This is a genomic window from Nioella nitratireducens, assembly GCF_001879715.1.
Classification (GTDB): Bacteria; Pseudomonadota; Alphaproteobacteria; order Rhodobacterales; family Rhodobacteraceae; genus Nioella; species Nioella nitratireducens.
In genome coordinates this window covers 130,457-147,689 of record NZ_MNBW01000001.1, presented here as the reverse complement: position 1 = coordinate 147,689, position 17,233 = coordinate 130,457, and the positions used below count along the sequence as shown (strand labels likewise).

The window sequence follows — 17,233 nt, the reverse complement described above, 5'->3', positions numbered from 1 at the left end:
ACCCGGCGTCGCGGCGCTACGGCGCTCCCTCCGGGGCGCTGACCTCGACACGCCCCTCGGCCCGGTCCAGCAACGCGCGCATGTAGGTGACGGCGGTGGTCTCTTGCGTGGCCTGGGTCTTGCGAAAGACGCCAACTGTGTCGCCCCAGACCGTATCCTCGCTGCGCATGGTGCGGCGCAGGCGTTTGGCCTTTCGCGGATTTTGCGCCTCGTATTCCGCGATATGGGCCGAGTCCCAGTCGGTCGTGGCCTCAAGAATCTCGCAACCCGACCATTTCGCCAAGGCGTCCATCCCGTCACGATAGAACCGCCAGCAATCTTGCGGCGCGCGATGCTGTCGCCCGCGTGACGGCGCGATGTGAACCATGATGCCGCCGGGTTTCAACACGCGGGCCATTTCGACGAAGGTCAGCCAGAAGAATTCGTTATGCTCCAACATTTGCCCGCTGATCACCGCGTCAAACGTGTCGGACGGGAAGGGAAAGAGCCACGGGTCTTCCAGCTTCACATCCACGTTTTCGCGCAATTCCATGTCCAGCCCGACATAGGTCCAGCCGCCTTCTTCCCAGATATGACGGTACTTGGCGACGGGCGACCACGCGCCGACATCCAGCACAGTGCCCTTGGGCAGGTCGGCTGCGTGCTTGCGAAAGCACTGGCGCATGTAGCGGACGGATTCTGGGTGCATGGGCTGTCTCCTGCTCGGGTCGTCTTCTGGACGATCTGGCGAAAGGATGGCACGTGGCCCCCGCTCTGGCAACGACCCGGATCAGCGGTAGTCCGGTTTGCGGCCCTGCATCTGCGCCATGACCGTTTCCACCTGGTTGGGCGCGCCCATCAGGGCCGCCTGCAACTCGGCTTCCAGCCGCAGCCCACCGACGGGCGTGTCGGACCAGAGGCGATCGACAAGCGTCTTGGCGGCGCGGATCGCATCGGGCGAGCGGGCGGCAAGATCTTCGGCGAAGGCCATCGCGGCGGCGTGCGGATTGTCGGCAACGCGGGTGATCAGCCCCTCGGTCAAAGCCTCTTCCCCAGACAGAACGCGGGCAGTCATGATCAGCGCCTTGGCGCGGTCGGCGGGCAGCAGTTTCGGCAGGCTCAGGCTGATGCCCATATCGGGGATGAGGCCCCATTTGGCCTCCATGATCGAGAGTTTCGCGCCCGGTGAGGCGATGCGAAAATCGGCGGCGAGCGCCAATTGGATACCCGCTCCGAAGCACACCCCGTCAATCGCGGCGATGACGGGCACGGGCAGGTCGGCAAGGGCCTTGGTCGGGGCCTGGAACCGGTTGGCGATGCCATCGGGCGGGTCCAGCATTTCGGCCTTGATACCCTCGATATCCCCTGCAAAGGACATGAGCACGCTGGTATCCATGCCGGCGCTGAAATCGCCCCCCGTGCCCGCAAGGATGACGGCCCGCAAGCCGGGCGCGGCGGCGAGCGCGGCGCAGGCTGCCACCAGTTCTTCCAGCAGCTCCAGCGTGACCGCGTTCTTCTTCGCGGGCCGGTTCAGCCGCAATTCGGCCACCGGGCCTTTGGGGTTCACGATCTCGACAAGCTGGGGCATGGGGCGTCCTCCTCGGGGTGATCGTCAGGGAAGACCCGTGCGCCTACCCGGTCAAGCCTGACCAAGCGTCGACTCACCCCTGCGCATGCAGGACGCGACCGATCAGGTTGAGCAAAAGTTGCGCGGCGAGGATCGCGGTGGTGTCGGTGTGATCGTAGGCCGGGGCGACCTCGACCAGATCGACACCGACGATCGGTTGCCGCCTGGCCAGTGCCGCCAACACCTCCAGCACCTCGTAATAGAGGAACCCGCCATGGCTGGGCGTGCCGGTGCCGGGCGCGATAGAGGGGTCGAACCCGTCGATGTCAATGGTCAGGTAAAGCGGAACATCCGCCGGAATTCGCTCCAGAAGTGCCTCTGTCCCAAGCGCCCGCATCTGCCGGACCGACAAGATGTCGGACCCCATCCGCGCGGCGTCGTCATAGCCGTCCTTGGCGGTGGAGGACACGTTGCGGATGCCAAGCTGCGTCAGCCCGGTGACATGGTCCTGCTCGGCCGCCCTTCGCATCGGGTTGCCATGGCCGTGACGCACCCCGTGGCGTTCATCGACGAAATCAAGGTGCGCGTCGATCTGCACGATATGGATCGGCCCCTGATCGGCAAAGGCGCGGATGCAGGGAATATTGACCGAATGGTCGCCACCCAGAACCACCGGGATCGCTCCCTTGGCCAGGATGGCTCGCACCCCCGCCTCGATATTGGCGTGGCTGGTCTCGGTGTCGGTGTGGACGATATCGGCATCGCCCATGTCCACGATCCGCGTGCCCGCGCCCAGATAGGTCACCCCGTCCTCGTGATCATAGGCCCCGGCATGGCCAAAGGAAAACAACGTCGACGCCTCGCGGATCGCGCGCGGGCCGAAGCGGGCACCGGGCCGCCACTGGGTGCCGAAATCGAAGGGCGCGCCGAGGATGGCCACGTCTGCCTCCAACGCATCCCAATCGGGCTGGTAGGGATATTTGCCAAAGGTGGCGATGCCGGTGAAGGGCAGGTTGAGCCGCCCGCTCTCGTATCCGTGGCCCATGTGGTGTCCCTCCGTCTGGTGTTCCGACCGAGGTAAGCCCGGCGACCGCGGAATGGCAAGGCAGGATCAACCGGGGTCGCGGGTCGGGGCCGGACCGTCGGGCTTGGGCGGGTCGGTCAGGATGCGCCGGGAATGCGAGGCAAAGTCGCGCGACCAGATCAGATGCGCCACCACCGCCACGGCAACGAGGAACGGCACCGGCCCCAACAGCCAAGCCAGCGACCCGAGCGAGAAGTAGAGCGACCGCAGCCCGCGGTTGAAGTTGAAGGCCGCACGGATATTGATATCCGCCGCCTGCATGGCACGGGGCAGGGCACGGGGATCTTCCGGGTCGTTGGGCACAGCCGACATGATGACGGCGCAGTAGCCGAACAGCCGGTTAGCCCAGACGAATTTCAGGAACGCTTGCAGCAGGAAGACGCCGCAGATCATCAGCTTGATCTCGACCACACGCTCGGGTGCGCCGAGCGTGAAATCCCGCGCGACCCCCAGCAGGGGCTCGGAATTGCCGATCAAGGCCAGCAGCCCGCCAAGGGCAATCATCGAGGCCGAGGCGAGGAAACTGGTGCTTTGGCGCAGGTTGGCCAGAATCGACGCGTCGAAAATGCGCGGCTGGCGGGTGATGAATTCTCGCATCCAGTCGCGGCGATATTCCATCATCAGAACCGTGACCGAGCGGCGGCTTAGCCGTTCGGATTCGATCATGCGGCCAAGCACGGCCCACGACCCGAAGGCGAGGATTACCGCGGCAAGGTCCAGCCACGAGAAATGTGCAAACAGGTCCATCACGTCCATTATCAATCCTTAGCCGAGGGGTTTTTGTTGCCATAGGGGTAAATTGGTTATATTTGTTTACCAAACGGAGGAGGAATGCGATGGAGATGCCAGCCCCGAACCCGGCGATCCTGTCGGCCAAGGCGCGGATCGTGGCCCGTTTGCGCGGGGTTCTGCCTGCCGACGCGGTGATCGACGCGCCCGAGGAAACGCGCGCCTATGAATGCGATGCGTTGACCGCTTATCGTTGCGCGCCCCTTGCCGCCGTGCTGCCGTCATCGACCGCAGAGGTCGCGGCCATCCTGAAAATCTGCCACGAAGAAGGCGTGCCGGTGGTACCGCGCGGATCGGGCACATCGCTGGCTGGCGGGGCGTTGCCGACCGCGGACAGCGTGATCCTTGGCGTGGCTCGGATGAACGAGGTCTTGGAGACCGACTATGACAACCGCTTTATCCGGGTGCAGACCGGGCGCACGAATCTGAGCGTCACCGGCGCGGTGGAAACCGACGGGTTCTTCTACGCGCCGGACCCCTCCAGCCAGCTTGCCTGCGCCATTGCCGGCAATATCGCAATGAATTCCGGCGGGGCGCATTGCCTTAAATACGGTGTAACGACCAACAACCTGCTTGGCGTGACGCTGGTGCAGATGGACGGCACCGTGGTCGAGATCGGCGGCGCGCATCTGGATGCGGGCGGGCTGGACCTGCTGGGGCTGATCTGCGGATCTGAAGGGCAGCTTGGCGTGGTGACGGAAGCCACCCTGCGCATCCTGCCCAAGCCGGAAGGGGCGCGGCCGGTTCTGATCGGCTACGACTCGAACGAGGTCGCCGGGCAATGCGTCAGCGACATCATCAAGGCGGGCGTGCTGCCGGTAGCGATCGAGTTCATGGACCGTCCCTGCATCCGCGCGACCGAGGATTTCGCCAAGGCGGGCTATCCCGACTGCGAGGCGCTGCTGATCGTCGAGGTTGAGGGCTCGGATACCGAAATCGACGCTCAATTGGGCGTCATCAGCCAGATCGCCCGCAAACACAACCCGGTGGAACTGCGCGAAAGCCGATCGGCGGAGGAAAGCGCGCGGATCTGGCTGGGGCGGAAATCGGCCTTTGGCGCAATGGGGCAGATCAACGATTACATGTGCCTCGACGGGACCATTCCGGTGAACGAATTGCCATATGTCCTGCGCCGGATCGGCGAAATGTCGAAGGACTACGGGTTGGATGTCGGCAATGTTTTCCATGCGGGTGATGGCAACATGCACCCGCTGATCCTGTTCGATGCCAACAAGCCGGGCGATCTCGAAAAATGCGAGGCCTTCGGGGCGGACATCCTGAAGCTCTGCGTCGAGGTGGGCGGGTGCCTGACCGGCGAACATGGCGTGGGGATCGAGAAACGGGATCTGATGGGGTCGCAATTTTCAGACGACGACATGCAGGCGCAGATGCGGGTCAAGGACGTGTTCGACCCGACATGGCTGCTGAACCCGGCCAAGGTGTTTCCGCTGGCGGTGTCCGATGCCCATCGGGGTGTCGCCGCCTGACGGCGGCGACCGGCGGGGGCCAGCCCCCGCACCCCCGGGAGTATTTTCACAAAGAAGAAGGAAGGGCGCCTGTCATGCTGAGCCCGGTCGATGAACGCGAAATGAGCGAGGCAGTGGCCGGGGCCGAGGGGCCCCTGCGCCTCGTCGGAGGCGGGACACGCGCCATCGGGCGCCCTGTGGTGGGCGAGGGGCTGAGCACCGCCGGGCTGGCGGGCATCGAGCTTTACGAGCCGGGAGCGCTGACCATCGTCGTGAAGGCCGGGACGCCCCTGGCAGAGGTGCAGGTGGCGTTGGCGGCGGAAAATCAGCGGTTGCCGTTCGAGCCGATGGATCACCGGGGATTGCTGGGCACCGAGGGCGATCCGACCATTGGCGGGTTAGTGGCGGTCAATGTCTCGGGACCGCGGCGCGTTCAGGCGGGGGCGTGCCGGGATTCGCTGATCGGGGTGCGGTTCGTCGATGGGCGCGGCACGGTGGTGAAGAACGGCGGCCGGGTGATGAAGAATGTCACCGGCTATGACCTGGTGAAGCTGATGGCGGGCAGCCATGGCACATTGGGCGTTCTGACCGAGGTGGCGTTCAAGGTTCTGCCGGGAGTGGAAACGCAGGCCTGTGTGGTGATCAATGGCCTGTCCAACGGCGCGGCGGTGGCGGCGATGTCACGGGCTTTGGGATCGCCTTTCGAGGTGTCGGGCGCGGCGCATACGCCTGCGGGGGTGGACGGGCATCCGGTGACGATGCTGCGGCTGGAAGGGTTTGCCGACAGCGTCGCCTATCGGTCCGCCAAGCTGAAGGAGCTGTTGGCGGGGGACGGAGAGATCACGGTCGAGACCGATCCGGTGCGGGTGGCGGCGGCCTGGCAATCGGTGCGGGATGTGGAGCCGTTCCACGGGCGGGATGGCGACGTCTGGCGGGTTTCGGTCAAGCCTTCGGATGGGCCGGACATCGCGGCACGGGCCGGAGGGGACGTGCTGTTCGATTGGGGCGGCGGGCTGGTCTGGGTGTTGGTCGCACCGGGCACGGACTTGCGCGCCCAGCTTGGGGATTTCGCCGGACATGCCACGCTGATCCGGGCACGCGAAGAGACACGGGCAAGCCTGCCGGTCTTCCAGCCCGAGCCCGCCCCGGTGGCCGCCCTGACCGAAGGCTTGCGACGGCAATTCGATCCGAAAGGCATTCTCAATCCGGGGATCATGAGCTGATGCAGACTTTTTTCACTGACGACCAGTTGCAAGACCCGGGGCTGGCCCGGTCGAACGAGATCCTGCGCGCCTGCGTGCATTGCGGGTTTTGCACGGCGACCTGCCCGACCTACCAGGTACTGGGGGATGAACTGGATAGTCCGCGGGGGCGGATCTATCTTATAAAAGATATGCTGGAAAGCGGGCGGCCTGCCGATGAAAAGACCGTCAAGCATATTGACCGCTGTCTGTCCTGCCTGGCCTGCATGACGACCTGTCCCTCGGGCGTGCACTACATGCACCTGGTCGATCATGCGCGGGAGCATATCGAGAAGACCTACAAACGCCCGCTGATGGACCGGCTCTTGCGCTGGACGCTGGCGCGGATCATCCCCTATCCGGGCCGGTTCCGGCTGGCGCTGCTGGGGGCCAAGATCGGGCGGCCTTTTGCGGGACTTGTTCCCGACGCGCGGCTCAGGGCGATGCTGGCGATGGCGCCCAAGCAAATCCCGCCGGTCAGCCGCAATGACGATGCGCAGGTCTTCCCGGCCATCGGAGCGCGCAAGAAGCGGGTGGTGCTGATGACGGGCTGTGCGCAGAAGGCGCTGAACACCGATATCAACGACTCCACGATCCGGCTGCTGCGACGGTTGGGATGCGAGGTGGTTGTGCCCAAGGGGCAGGGCTGCTGCGGGGCGCTGACCCATCACATGGGCAAGGCAGCGGAAAGCCACGCGTCGGCGGCGAAGAACATCCGTGCGTGGACGGCCGAGATGGCGGGCGCGGGGTTGGATGCCATCGTCATCAACACCAGCGGCTGCGGCACGACCGTCAAGGATTACGGGCACATGTTCCGCAACGATGCGCTGGCCGAGGACGCGGCGGCGGTTTCTGGCATTACCATGGATGTCTCGGAACTGTTGATGCAGCTTGATCTGCCTGAGGGCGGTGAAAAGGGCCTGACCGTGGCCTATCACGCGGCCTGTTCGTTGCAGCATGGCCAGCAGATCAAGACCTTTCCCAAGGATTTGCTGAAGCGGGCGGGCTACAGGGTGGTTGAACCTGCGGATTCGCACCTGTGTTGCGGGTCGGCGGGCACCTATAACCTGCTTCAGCCCGAGATCTCGGCCAAGCTGAAGGCGCGCAAGATCCGCACGCTGGAGGCGAAGGCCCCCGACATCATCGCGGCGGGCAATATCGGCTGCATGATGCAGATCGGGTCGGGCACCGAGGTGCCGATCGTCCATACGGTGGAGTTGCTCGATTGGGCCACCGGCGGGCCGCGCCCGGCGGCGCTGGATGCCGAGGGCAAACAGGCAGTGCCGATCCTGCGCTAGCGGGGCCAAACTTTCGCCCGACTCCGCTGTCAGAGTGACGCGACCCGTGACCGGAGACCCGTGATGCGTGCCATCTTGATCTGGCTGTTCCTTGCCTCTGCCGCTGCGGCGCAGGGGTTGCCGACCATCGACCCCGACGGCCCGGCGTTGCGTGCCGTCACCGGGCAGGGCGACGAACGCCAATGGCAGGCCGTCGGGCGGGTCGATACCGGGACGGGCTATTGCACCGGCACGCTGATCGCCACCGATCTGGTGCTGACGGCGGCCCATTGCCTGTTCAACCCTGAAACCGGAGACCGCGTGCCACTGGCGGGAATGCATTACAGCGCCGGGCTGCGCGCCGGTCAGCCATTGGCCTATCGCGCCGTGCGCCGTGCGGTGGTGCATCCGGAGTATGCCTATGATTTACCGGATGACTTGGATCGCGTGCGCCGCGACGTCGCGGTGTTGGAACTGGATCGGGCGATTCCGTCGGGCCAGATCCAGCCGATCCCGGCCCGTGGCCGCGCCGAGGCAGGCCAGTTGGTGCGAGTGGTGTCCTACGGGCGCGGGCGATCGGACCATGCTTCGTTGGAAGAGGGCTGCTCTGTGGAAAGCACCGACGGTGCAATGCAAGTGCTCAGCTGTCATGTCGACCCCGGATCGTCAGGGTCGCCGGTCTTTGGCAGCAGTAGCGGGCACGTCGGCGTTGTCGGCGTGATCTCGGCCATGGCACAGTGGCGCAGTGATCCCGTGGCCCTGTCGGTCGATCTGCGCGGCGGGCTGGCACCGGTTCTGGACCTTCTGGACCGGACCGACGATGTCTTCAGTCGTGAAGCGCCCCGGATCCGCACCCTGACCGCGGGTCAGAACGGGCAGAACGACCTTGGCGCGCGCTTCATTCGCGTCACCCCTTGAACCGGCGAAAACCGCTCCCCAAATCCTTGACATGGCCGGTGCCCGATTGGGGCCGGTCGTCCACCGGGCGGGTCGCTGAACCGACCGCCCTTCACAGTTGGTATCGCTCAAAGAAAGAGGATGACCCAAATGCGCACTCATGACTATTCGCCGCTTTTCCGTGCTACCGTTGGTTTCGACCGCATGGCCGACATGCTGGACCGGGTGATGACACAGGATATCGGCACCAGCACCTACCCCCCCTACAATATCGAAAAGACGGACGAGAACGCCTATCGCATCTCCATCGCCGTTGCGGGTTTTTCCGGCGACGACCTGACTGTCGAGCAACGCGAAAACGCGCTCCACGTCTCGGCCCGCAAGGCCAAGGAAGAAGAGCAACGCACCTACCTGCATCGCGGAATTGCCACCCGTGCCTTTGAAAAGCGCTTTACCTTGGCCGATCATGTCCGCGTGACCGGGGCCACCCATGAAAACGGCATGTTGCACATCGACCTTGTGCGCGAAGTGCCCGAGGCGCTGAAACCGCGCCGCATCGAGATCACCTCTGACGCCGGGGTTCCGGCGCTGGAAGGTGAGACCGCCTGAGTTTCAGGCAATCCCTTCGTCTCTTGGCGCGGTCCTTCAGGGCCGCGCCTTTTTCGTTGATCAAGAGCGCGGCTTGCCGGGTTTGCCCTTGCCGCCGGGTTTCGGGCCACGCTTGGGGCTGTCATACCCGGCGGTCTTCTGGCGGGGCTTGCGGGCGCCGTCCTTGCTGCGCAGCGATTGCGAGGCGCTGAGGGCCGGGTTGGCCTTGGCGCGGGGCTTCTCGGCCGGTTTTGCCGGGGCGGCTGCGTCGGGTTTTGCCTTGGCGGGTTTGCGGGCCGGGGTGTCTGTGCTTTTACGGTCAGGGCGCGGGCCATCCTTGCGGGGCTTGTCCCATTTCGGTTTGTCGGAGCGCGGTTTGTCGGCACGGGGCCGATCATCGCGCGGCTTGTCGCTGCGAGGCCGGTCGGCGCGGGGGCGCTCGTCCGTCGGCTTGCCCCAGCCGGGTTTGTCGGCGCGGGGCCGGTCGGAATGAGGCCTGTCGCCGCGGGGACGGTCATCGCGGGGCTTGGCCGCGCGCGGTTTGTCGTCTCGCGGCTTGTCGAACCGGGGTTTGTCGCCGCGCGGTCGGTCGCCCTGTGGGCGTGGGCGGGCGGCGATGTCGGGGGCGTTGTCCAGAACCGTCGCCCGCACGTCCTCTTCCAACAGGCCACCGGGGCCGAGCTGGGCGAGGAAATCCGCGACCGCCGGTGCCTGCAATTCCACGAAGGTCGCCGTGTCCTGCACCCGGATCTTGCCGATCTGGCCTTTGTCGAGCCCCCCCGCGCGACACAGAAGCGGCAACAGCCAGCGCGGCTCTGCCCCCTTGTCGCGCCCGATTGAAAGCGACACCCAAGCCGATGGCCCGAACGAGGCGCGCGGGTCGCGGGGCGGGGTGCTGGTGCCGGTAGCGACCTCTTCCGGGGCGGACAGCTTGGCACGGTAGAGCCTGAGGCACGCCGCTGCCACTTGTTCCGGGCTGTGCTGCGCCAGCAAGGTGGCGGCGAATGCAGCCTCGCTTTCGGTCAGGTCCGCCCCCCATGCCGGGTCTTCCAGCAGGCGCGCTTCGTCTTTCGAAAGGATTTCATCGGGCGTGGGCGCGGTCACCCATTCCCCTTCGATCTTGGCCCATTTCAGCAGGCGGCTGGCCTTGTTCGTCGCCTTGTCCGGCACGATCAGCGCCGAAATGCCCTTGCGCCCGGCGCGGCCCGTGCGACCCGAACGGTGCAAGAGGGCTTCGGTATTCGTGGGCAGATCGGCATGGATCACCAGATCGAGGTTCGGCAGGTCGATGCCGCGCGCGGCCACATCGGTCGCCACGCACACCCGTGCCCGCCCGTCGCGCAGCGCTTGCAGCGCGTGGCTGCGTTCATCCTGGCTCAGCTCCCCCGACAGGCTGACCACCGACATGCCGCGATTGGCAAAGCGGGCGGTCAGGTGGGCCACGGCGGCACGGGTGTTGGCAAAGACGATGGCGGTCTGCGAGTCATGAAATCGCAAGAGGTTGATGATCGCGTTTTCCGCGTCGCGGGGGGCGACCTGCACCAGTTGATAGGCAATGTCGGCATGTTGGCTGCCGCCGGTCAGGGTGGTGACACGCACGGCGTCGCGCTGAAACTGCTTGGCCATTTCCGCGATGGTGCGTGGCACGGTGGCCGAGAACATCAGGGTGCGGCGATCTTCGGGCGCTTCGCCAAGCATGAATTCGAGGTCTTCGCGGAATCCGAGATCGAGCATCTCGTCCGCCTCGTCCAGCACCACGGCACGAATGTCGGTCAGGTCCAGCGAGCCGCGGGTGATGTGGTCGCGCAGGCGGCCCGGCGTGCCAACGACGATATGGGCCCCACGATCCAGCGCGCGGCGTTCTTCGCGCGCATCCATGCCGCCGATACATGACACGACGCGCGCGCCCGCCTTACCGTAGAGCCACGCCAGTTCGCGCTGCACCTGAAGCGCCAGTTCCCGTGTCGGCGCGACGACCAGTGCCAGCGGTGCGGCCGCCGCGCCAAGCCGTGCCTCTTCGCCCATCAGCGTCTTGGCGATGGCAAGGCCAAAGCCCACGGTCTTGCCCGATCCGGTTTGCGCTGACACCAGAAGGTCGGCGTTTTCCAACTCGGGGGCGGTGACGGCCTCTTGCACGGCAGTCAGGGTTTCATAGCCGCGCTCGGCAAGGGCGTCGGAAAGGGTCGAGATCATGGGGGCAGGTCCAGCGAGGTCAGCGCGCGGGCAGGCGCAAAGCGCGGTCACTACCGGTGAACGCGGGCATTGTCCATCAAAGATTATGTGTCACGGGTCAACGGGCCCGTTTGGTCTGCTGTGCGCGAGCGGGCCAAAGCCCCTCCAGCCCACCCAAGCGCGACCGGCGTCAGAACCACTGCCCCGGTTCCATCAGGCCCAGGTCCATCAACTGCCGCGACGACCAGTAGAACCGGGCCGATTTGTGCCAGCTGAAATTGTCCACGTCATGGCGTGATCCGGGGTTGGCGCGCAGCGCCTTGGCCACGCGAAAGGAACAGATCGCCGCCGACATCGAATTGTGCCATGCGCAGGTATAGGTGTTCATCTCTTCGACCGAGAGCGTGTTGTTCTCGCGCAGCCGCAACCCTTCGACCGCCTGAAACAGGGCGGGGCGTCCGATATGGCGCTTGGTCTCGGGGACATGTTCTTCGAACCGCCACCGAAGCCCGCCGAAGAAATTGAGTTGCCGCTCCAGCACCTCGCCATCTTCGTTGCGGCGGGTTTCCGCGAAATAGCCCGAACCGTCCATATGCGCGGTCTCAAGCGAAACGGCGTTCGGGTAGAGTGTCAGGTCTTCGGCGTAAAGGTCGACGATATAGCCAAGCACCGTGTCGCGCCGCTCTTCCATCACAAAGGCCACGGCCTCGCCGACCCGGCGTTGTTCGCAGAACGGGTAAAACAGGTATTCGGCATTATAGCAGTAATGCAGCCATTCCCCCGGCACGAGGCGGATCAGCGTATTCACGGCCTCTTGTGCGGTGCCGGGCAAGCGGGTGCGATGGCGGATCACGTCGATGATCTCTGGATCGGCCAAGCTGTCGGGCAGGCTCACCTCTTCTGGCGCCAGCAGGAAGATGCGGCGAAAGCCCAGATGGGTCAGGTGATCGAGGGTCGAATCCAGTTCGACGGCGTCTTCAGCGATGACAATGGCAAACGGCCCCTTGCCGAGGGGGGTGGCCCGCGCATGTGCCGCGAAGCTTGCCAATGAGGAATGGATCATCTGCCGGTATCCGGTTCTTGCTGCCCAAGCATACTGTGCCCGGCGGTTTACGATTTTGCAAACGCCTCAGGGCTCCATTGAAGCGACCTTGCGCTTGCGATACATCCCCCCAGATACCCGCCGCGAGGAGCTGCCCCATGTCCGCCCCGAAGAAACTGTTCGTCAAGACCTATGGCTGCCAGATGAACGTCTATGATTCAGAACGCATGGCCGAGGCGCTCGGGTCCGAAGGGTATGAACAGGTCGGTACGGCTGAAGAAGCGGACATGATCCTGCTGAACACCTGCCACATCCGGGAAAAGGCGGCGGAAAAGGTCTATTCCGAGCTTGGGCGCATGAAGCCCCTGCGCGACGCCAACCCGGACCTCAAGATCGGTGTTGCGGGCTGCGTGGCGCAGGCCGAAGGCGAAGAGATCATGCGCCGCCAGCCGATGGTTGACCTCGTGGTCGGCCCGCAGACTTATCACCGCCTGCCCGCGATGGCGCGGGCCGTCGCGCAGGGGGAAAAGGCGCTCGACACCGATTTTCCCGAAGAGGACAAGTTCCTGCACCTGCCCAAGGCGCGCAAGCCCAAACGCGGGCCAACCGCGTTTTTGACCGTGCAGGAAGGCTGCGACAAGTTCTGCGCCTTCTGCGTGGTGCCCTATACGCGCGGGGCCGAGGTAAGCCGCCCGGCGGACCGCCTGCTGCGTGAAGCGCGCGATCTGGTCGATCGGGGCGTTCGGGAAATCACCCTGCTTGGTCAGAACGTGAATGCCTATCATGGGCAGGGCCCGGACGGGGAATGGGGTCTTGCCCGGCTGATCCGCGAGATGGCGATGATCCAAGGACTCGACCGCATCCGCTTCACCACCTCTCATCCCAACGACATGGAAGATGACCTGATCGCCGCCCATGGCGATTGCGACAAGCTGATGCCCTATCTGCATCTGCCGGTGCAATCGGGGTCTGACCGCATTCTGAAGGCGATGAACCGCAAGCACACGGCGGAAGAGTATATCGCGCTGATCGAGCGCATTCGCGCTGCTCGGCCTGACCTGCTGCTGTCAGGCGATTTCATCGTCGGCTTCCCCGGCGAGACGGACGAGGATTTCGAGGCGACAATGGAATTGGTGCGGACCGTTGGCTACGGGCAGGCCTATTCCTTTAAATATTCGGCCCGCCCCGGCACCCCGGCCGCCGAAAAAGCGCCCGTCGATCCAGAGGTTGCCGACGCACGGCTGCAACGCTTGCAGGCCTTGCTGACCGAACAGCAGCGCGCGGCGCAGGACGGTATGGTCGGCCGCGAGGTCAAGGTCTTGTTCGAGAAAACAGGGCGACTTGAAGGGCAGTTGGTCGGCAAGTCCGACTATCTGCATGCCGTTCATGTCCAGGCCCCGGAAAGCCTGATGGGCGAAATCGCCCGTGTGCGTATCGTTGAAAGCGGCCCGAATTCCTTGGCGGGCGAGCTGATTGGCGATTGATCCACCTGTCGACGGGGGATGGCACCACCCTGCGCCATCCCCGGTCGGTCGGTCAGATCATGGGTTCCAGTGCGGCGGTTGGTCTTCGATGATCCGCAGCATCACCTGTTGAGCATGGGCCGAGTCTCCCACGCCATCAATGTCGCGGCAGACCCGCTCGGCAATCGCATGTGCTTCCGGGAAGGTGTAGCCGGCAGCGACGAGGCTGTCGACGAAGACCGGCTCTGGCCGGTCCCAGATCACTTCTTGCCACGGGCCGCGGAAGCAGCTGATCGTGATCGTGACACGTTCGGCCACCACGTAGTCGTGGCCGTGGCCGGCGGGATGCACGTGCCCGTGGCCATAGGCCGGGTGTGCATCACCGGTAATATACACGGTTGGGCCATCGGCCAGCGCAGGGCCGGCGAGGGCGAGAAAAAGGCCGGCGCAACTTGCGGCCAGCGTTGAACGGCGTTTCATCTGTGACGTCCTTTCGTAGCGATATCATCGACAATCTGCCCGTAGATCGCCGCACGGCCGTAGCCGGCTCTTGCCCTCTTGCCTGATAGCGAGAGAGTGTAGAGCAGTTCCAAGCCCTGTGAAGCGCGGCGGTGCCGGGATGCCGCTGGATGGAAACGAAGCGTTTTGACGGTTGGGATTGTCGCTAGAGAGGCGACAAATATGTTGCCATTCCGCGACAGGAACGCAATCGTGTCATAAATTAACCCAATTTCAATCATTCGAAGCGACCGCCGTGCGAATCGGTTCTTTCCCGAAATTCCGCCGATCAGTGGGGTCTGATCTTTGGCGCAATGCCCGCACTGTTCTGCTTTCAGCAACAATATCGCCGACATTCGTGCTTCCAAAATCGTTAGATAATTGTAAGCTTCTTGAAACAAACAGAGTTTTGGTCCCGCCAGCCGCCATGCGGGGAAAAGACGTTCATATGCCAGAGGGGGTATCGCAGAGATGCGCTTGTGGAAACCAATCCGAACGACAATCTGGAGGCTCGCCATCGTCGCAGCGCTTGCCTTCGCGGTTCACCCCGGCGCGGCCGCGGCGCAGAGCACGGGGCCAGTCACCGGCACGATCGAGCCAGGCATCTGGATCGACCCCGATGGCTGCCAGCATTGGGTCGCAGATGGTGGGGTCGAAGGCTACATGACCGGTCGCAATAACCCTGAAAACGGCATGCCAGTCTGTATGGAGATGAACACCTGCGCGGTGGCCAATTCCGACACGCTGTTTGCGACTGACAGTTCGCGCCTGACACCGGCTGGCAGGGCCAGCCTCGAAGACTTCTTCCGCAATGCGGGCGCGTTTGCCTACGCGATTTACGGCCATACCGACAGCCGGGCCTCAGATGAATACAATATCGGCCTCTCGCAGCGCCGCGCCGCTTCTGTGGCGGCTGTCGCAAGGTCGGTGGGCGCCCGCGTGGCGCGCGAAATCGGCTATGGCGAGCGGCGCCCGCGTGCGCCCAATGACAGCGCTGCCAATATGCAGCTTAACCGCCGCGTCGAAATCGTATGCTACCGGTGAGTGGGGGACTCAGCATGACAAATCCGATCAAACTCACTGCGCTTCTGGCCTCGGCCCTGTTGCTGTCGGCTTGCGCCGAATCCTTTGAAGGGGTGGGGCCGACCAACGATCCTTCTCCCGTGCGCGCCACTGGGAATGACTTGGGCCGCGACTCGGGTAGCCTGACCCAGTTGGAGGCCGGGATCTGGGTCGATCCCGATGGCTGCCAGCACTGGATCGTTGACGACGGCGTGGAAGGGTATCTGGATGTCCGCCGCGATCCTGCAAGTGGCCTGCCGGTCTGCACGCCGATTGCTCCGCCGGGGTCGATCGTTGGTGAATCCGGTGCCGCGGGTGCCGGCATTCGCGACTGGGTGCCGCGCCAGAACTGAGCGACGAAAAATTCGGACGAGGGGCGGCATCGCAAGGCCGCCCCTTTTTCACGCGCGTATCCCGCATGATCACATGATGTTGCCATTTTGCCGGTTCCCCGACGCAAGAGGTTGCGTCCGCACCGGCTTGTTGCCAGAGTGGACACAGCCTTTAGATGCTGGAGTTCCCATTGGCGACCACCACGCTGCCTCCGCCCTCCGCTGAACCCTCGTTGGAACGGGTTCTTGAGTTTCCTGACAATCGGCTGCTGATCGAGCTTTGCGGAGAATTTGACCGCAATCTCGCGCAGATAGAGCATCTGATGGACGTGCAGATCGTGCGCCGCGGCAATGCGCTGGCGGTGCATGGCGGCGCGCGCGAAGAAGCTGCCGAAATGTTGGAAAGCCTGTACAAACGGGCCGAGTCGGGGCGCGGCATCGAAGCGGGCGATATCGACGCGGTTGTGCGGCTTGGCAGTTCGTCGGAAGGCACCGGGGCGCGGTCGGGCGACCAGATCGAGATGTTCCAGTCAGGCGAGTTGGAGATCAAGACTCGCAAGAAGACAGTTGAGCCGCGCACCGTGGCGCAGCAAGACTACGTGCGCGCGCTGTTCAAGAACGAGCTGGCCTTCGGGATCGGACCGGCTGGCACCGGCAAGACCTATCTGGCGGTTGCTGTCGCCGTGAACCAGATGATCAACGGCCATATCGACCGGATCATCCTGTCCCGTCCGGCGGTGGAAGCGGGCGAAAAGCTCGGCTATCTGCCCGGCGACATGAAGGACAAGGTCGATCCCTACATGCAGCCGCTTTATGACGCGCTGAACGATTTTCTGCCAGACAAGCAACTGGCCAAGCTGATCGAGGAAAAGCGGATTGAAATCGCACCCTTGGCCTTCATGCGGGGGCGCACCCTGTCAAATGCCTTCGTGGTGCTGGACGAGGCGCAGAACGCGACCTCGATGCAGATGAAGATGTTCCTCACCCGTCTTGGGCAGGGCAGCCGCATGGTCATCACCGGCGACCGCAGCCAGATCGACCTGCCGCGTGGCGTGAACAGCGGCCTGCGAGAGGCCGAGCGCATCCTGAAAGGGGTGGGTGGCATCAGTTTCAACTATTTCACCGCCAAGGATGTGGTGCGCCATCCCATGGTGGCCAAGATCATCGAGGCCTATGACGCCGACGATCCCGCGCAGCGATAGGCGCGGGTCGATTTGTCAGGGCAGGATGTGGGCATGACCGATCTTGTAGATGTCATCTGCGAAGCCCCGGAGTGGGAAGCCGCGGATCTTGAAACGCTCGCTGAACAAGCCTGTCGCGCAGCCCTGACCTGGCTGGCGCTTGACCCGAGTCGGTTTGAAATCAGCCTGCTGGCCTGCGACGATGCCCGCATTGCCAACCTCAACGCCGATTTTCGGGGCAAGCCACAGCCGACAAATGTGCTGAGCTGGCCCGCCGATGAGATTGATCTGCCGCTTGGCGCGCCCCCCGAGATGCCCGACCCCGGCCCCGATGGGCCGCCCTATGAATTGGGGGACATCGCCATCGCCTACCAGACCTGCCAGCGGGAAGCGAAAGATCAGGACAAGCCCTTTGCCGACCATGTGCGCCATCTTTTGGTCCACGGAACCCTGCATCTGTTGGGTTTCGATCACATAAATGACGCGGATGCCGCTGTTATGGAAGGAATAGAGACGCGTGTCCTTGCAACTTTGGGTGTCCCTGACCCATATTAGGGCAACGGGTTTTCAGGCCCGGTCGATCCATGGAAAGGAG

Annotated in this window: 18 protein-coding genes; 10 read left to right on the top strand and 8 right to left on the bottom strand. The window is 64.2% G+C overall.

Annotation, left to right across the window (positions count from 1 at the left end; all coding sequences use genetic code 11):
* Positions 1 to 16: 16 nt before the first annotated feature.
* The 4 genes from BKY27_RS00705 to BKY27_RS00690 form a co-directional block, all read right to left on the bottom strand.
* The gene (locus BKY27_RS00705) at positions 17 to 688 is read right to left on the bottom strand and encodes a methyltransferase domain-containing protein (protein ID WP_071672495.1); all 672 of its coding nucleotides are present in this window, start codon (positions 686 to 688) and stop codon (positions 17 to 19) included.
* 81 nt (positions 689 to 769) lie between these two features.
* On the bottom strand, positions 770 to 1,567 hold the full coding sequence (locus tag BKY27_RS00700; protein ID WP_071672494.1) for a crotonase/enoyl-CoA hydratase family protein: 798 nt from the start codon (positions 1,565 to 1,567) through the stop codon (positions 770 to 772).
* Between the two features lie 73 nt (positions 1,568 to 1,640).
* Complete coding sequence (gene speB / locus BKY27_RS00695) at positions 1,641 to 2,591, bottom strand: agmatinase (RefSeq protein WP_071672493.1); 951 nt, start codon at positions 2,589 to 2,591, stop codon at positions 1,641 to 1,643.
* 66 nt (positions 2,592 to 2,657) lie between these two features.
* Complete coding sequence (locus tag BKY27_RS00690) at positions 2,658 to 3,386, bottom strand: DUF599 domain-containing protein (protein WP_071672492.1); 729 nt, start codon at positions 3,384 to 3,386, stop codon at positions 2,658 to 2,660.
* Between the two features lie 80 nt (positions 3,387 to 3,466).
* On the opposite strand from BKY27_RS00690, the gene BKY27_RS00685 reads away from it, so the two are divergent.
* From BKY27_RS00685 to BKY27_RS00665, 5 genes are all read left to right on the top strand, one after another.
* Positions 3,467 to 4,906 carry an FAD-linked oxidase C-terminal domain-containing protein gene (locus tag BKY27_RS00685; RefSeq protein ID WP_071672491.1) on the top strand — a complete coding sequence of 480 codons (1,440 nt, stop codon included), beginning with the start codon at positions 3,467 to 3,469 and terminating at the stop codon, positions 4,904 to 4,906.
* A gap of 77 nt (positions 4,907 to 4,983) precedes the next feature.
* A complete protein-coding gene (locus tag BKY27_RS00680; protein WP_071672658.1) occupies positions 4,984 to 6,108 on the top strand; it encodes an FAD-binding protein in 1,125 nt (374 codons plus the stop codon).
* Positions 6,108 to 7,424 (top strand): glycolate oxidase subunit GlcF, encoded by a 1,317-nt coding sequence (glcF, locus tag BKY27_RS00675; RefSeq protein ID WP_071672490.1) that lies wholly within the window; start codon positions 6,108 to 6,110, stop codon positions 7,422 to 7,424. Before BKY27_RS00680 ends, glcF begins: the two co-directional genes overlap by 1 nt.
* A 63-nt stretch (positions 7,425 to 7,487) precedes the next feature.
* Positions 7,488 to 8,321, top strand: a complete 834-nt coding sequence (locus BKY27_RS00670) for a trypsin-like serine peptidase (protein ID WP_071672489.1) — start codon at positions 7,488 to 7,490, stop codon at positions 8,319 to 8,321.
* A 129-nt stretch (positions 8,322 to 8,450) separates the two neighbouring features.
* Positions 8,451 to 8,909: an Hsp20 family protein gene (locus BKY27_RS00665; RefSeq protein WP_071672488.1), complete on the top strand. Its 459-nt coding sequence runs from the start codon at positions 8,451 to 8,453 to the stop codon at positions 8,907 to 8,909.
* 60 nt (positions 8,910 to 8,969) lie between these two features.
* Here BKY27_RS00665 and BKY27_RS00660 read toward each other — a convergent pair whose 3' ends face one another.
* Positions 8,970 to 11,081, bottom strand: coding sequence for a DEAD/DEAH box helicase (locus BKY27_RS00660; protein WP_071672487.1), 2,112 nt, complete (start codon positions 11,079 to 11,081; stop codon positions 8,970 to 8,972).
* 169 nt (positions 11,082 to 11,250) lie between these two features.
* Positions 11,251 to 12,123, bottom strand: coding sequence for a glycosyltransferase family 2 protein (locus BKY27_RS00655; RefSeq protein ID WP_071672486.1), 873 nt, complete (start codon positions 12,121 to 12,123; stop codon positions 11,251 to 11,253).
* 137 nt (positions 12,124 to 12,260) lie between these two features.
* On the opposite strand from BKY27_RS00655, the gene miaB reads away from it, so the two are divergent.
* Positions 12,261 to 13,586: a tRNA (N6-isopentenyl adenosine(37)-C2)-methylthiotransferase MiaB gene (gene miaB / locus BKY27_RS00650; protein WP_071672485.1), complete on the top strand. Its 1,326-nt coding sequence runs from the start codon at positions 12,261 to 12,263 to the stop codon at positions 13,584 to 13,586.
* Positions 13,587 to 13,643: 57 nt separating this feature from the next.
* On the opposite strand, the gene BKY27_RS00645 is transcribed toward miaB, so the two are convergent.
* On the bottom strand, positions 13,644 to 14,045 hold the full coding sequence (locus BKY27_RS00645) for a hypothetical protein (RefSeq protein ID WP_071672484.1): 402 nt from the start codon (positions 14,043 to 14,045) through the stop codon (positions 13,644 to 13,646).
* Positions 14,042 to 14,464, bottom strand: a complete 423-nt coding sequence (locus tag BKY27_RS19840) for a hypothetical protein (RefSeq protein WP_146636134.1) — start codon at positions 14,462 to 14,464, stop codon at positions 14,042 to 14,044. The genes BKY27_RS00645 and BKY27_RS19840 overlap by 4 nt, the downstream gene beginning before the upstream one ends.
* A gap of 70 nt (positions 14,465 to 14,534) precedes the next feature.
* On the opposite strand from BKY27_RS19840, the gene BKY27_RS00640 reads away from it, so the two are divergent.
* From BKY27_RS00640 to ybeY, 4 genes are all read left to right on the top strand, one after another.
* Positions 14,535 to 15,107, top strand: a complete 573-nt coding sequence (locus BKY27_RS00640; RefSeq protein ID WP_084667793.1) for an OmpA family protein — start codon at positions 14,535 to 14,537, stop codon at positions 15,105 to 15,107.
* 14 nt (positions 15,108 to 15,121) lie between these two features.
* On the top strand, positions 15,122 to 15,478 hold the full coding sequence (locus tag BKY27_RS00635; RefSeq protein WP_071672483.1) for a hypothetical protein: 357 nt from the start codon (positions 15,122 to 15,124) through the stop codon (positions 15,476 to 15,478).
* A 155-nt stretch (positions 15,479 to 15,633) separates the two neighbouring features.
* On the top strand, positions 15,634 to 16,659 hold the full coding sequence (locus BKY27_RS00630) for a PhoH family protein (protein ID WP_084667792.1): 1,026 nt from the start codon (positions 15,634 to 15,636) through the stop codon (positions 16,657 to 16,659).
* 33 nt (positions 16,660 to 16,692) lie between these two features.
* A complete protein-coding gene (ybeY, locus tag BKY27_RS00625; protein ID WP_071672482.1) occupies positions 16,693 to 17,193 on the top strand; it encodes an rRNA maturation RNase YbeY in 501 nt (166 codons plus the stop codon).
* Positions 17,194 to 17,233: the final 40 nt, after the last annotated feature.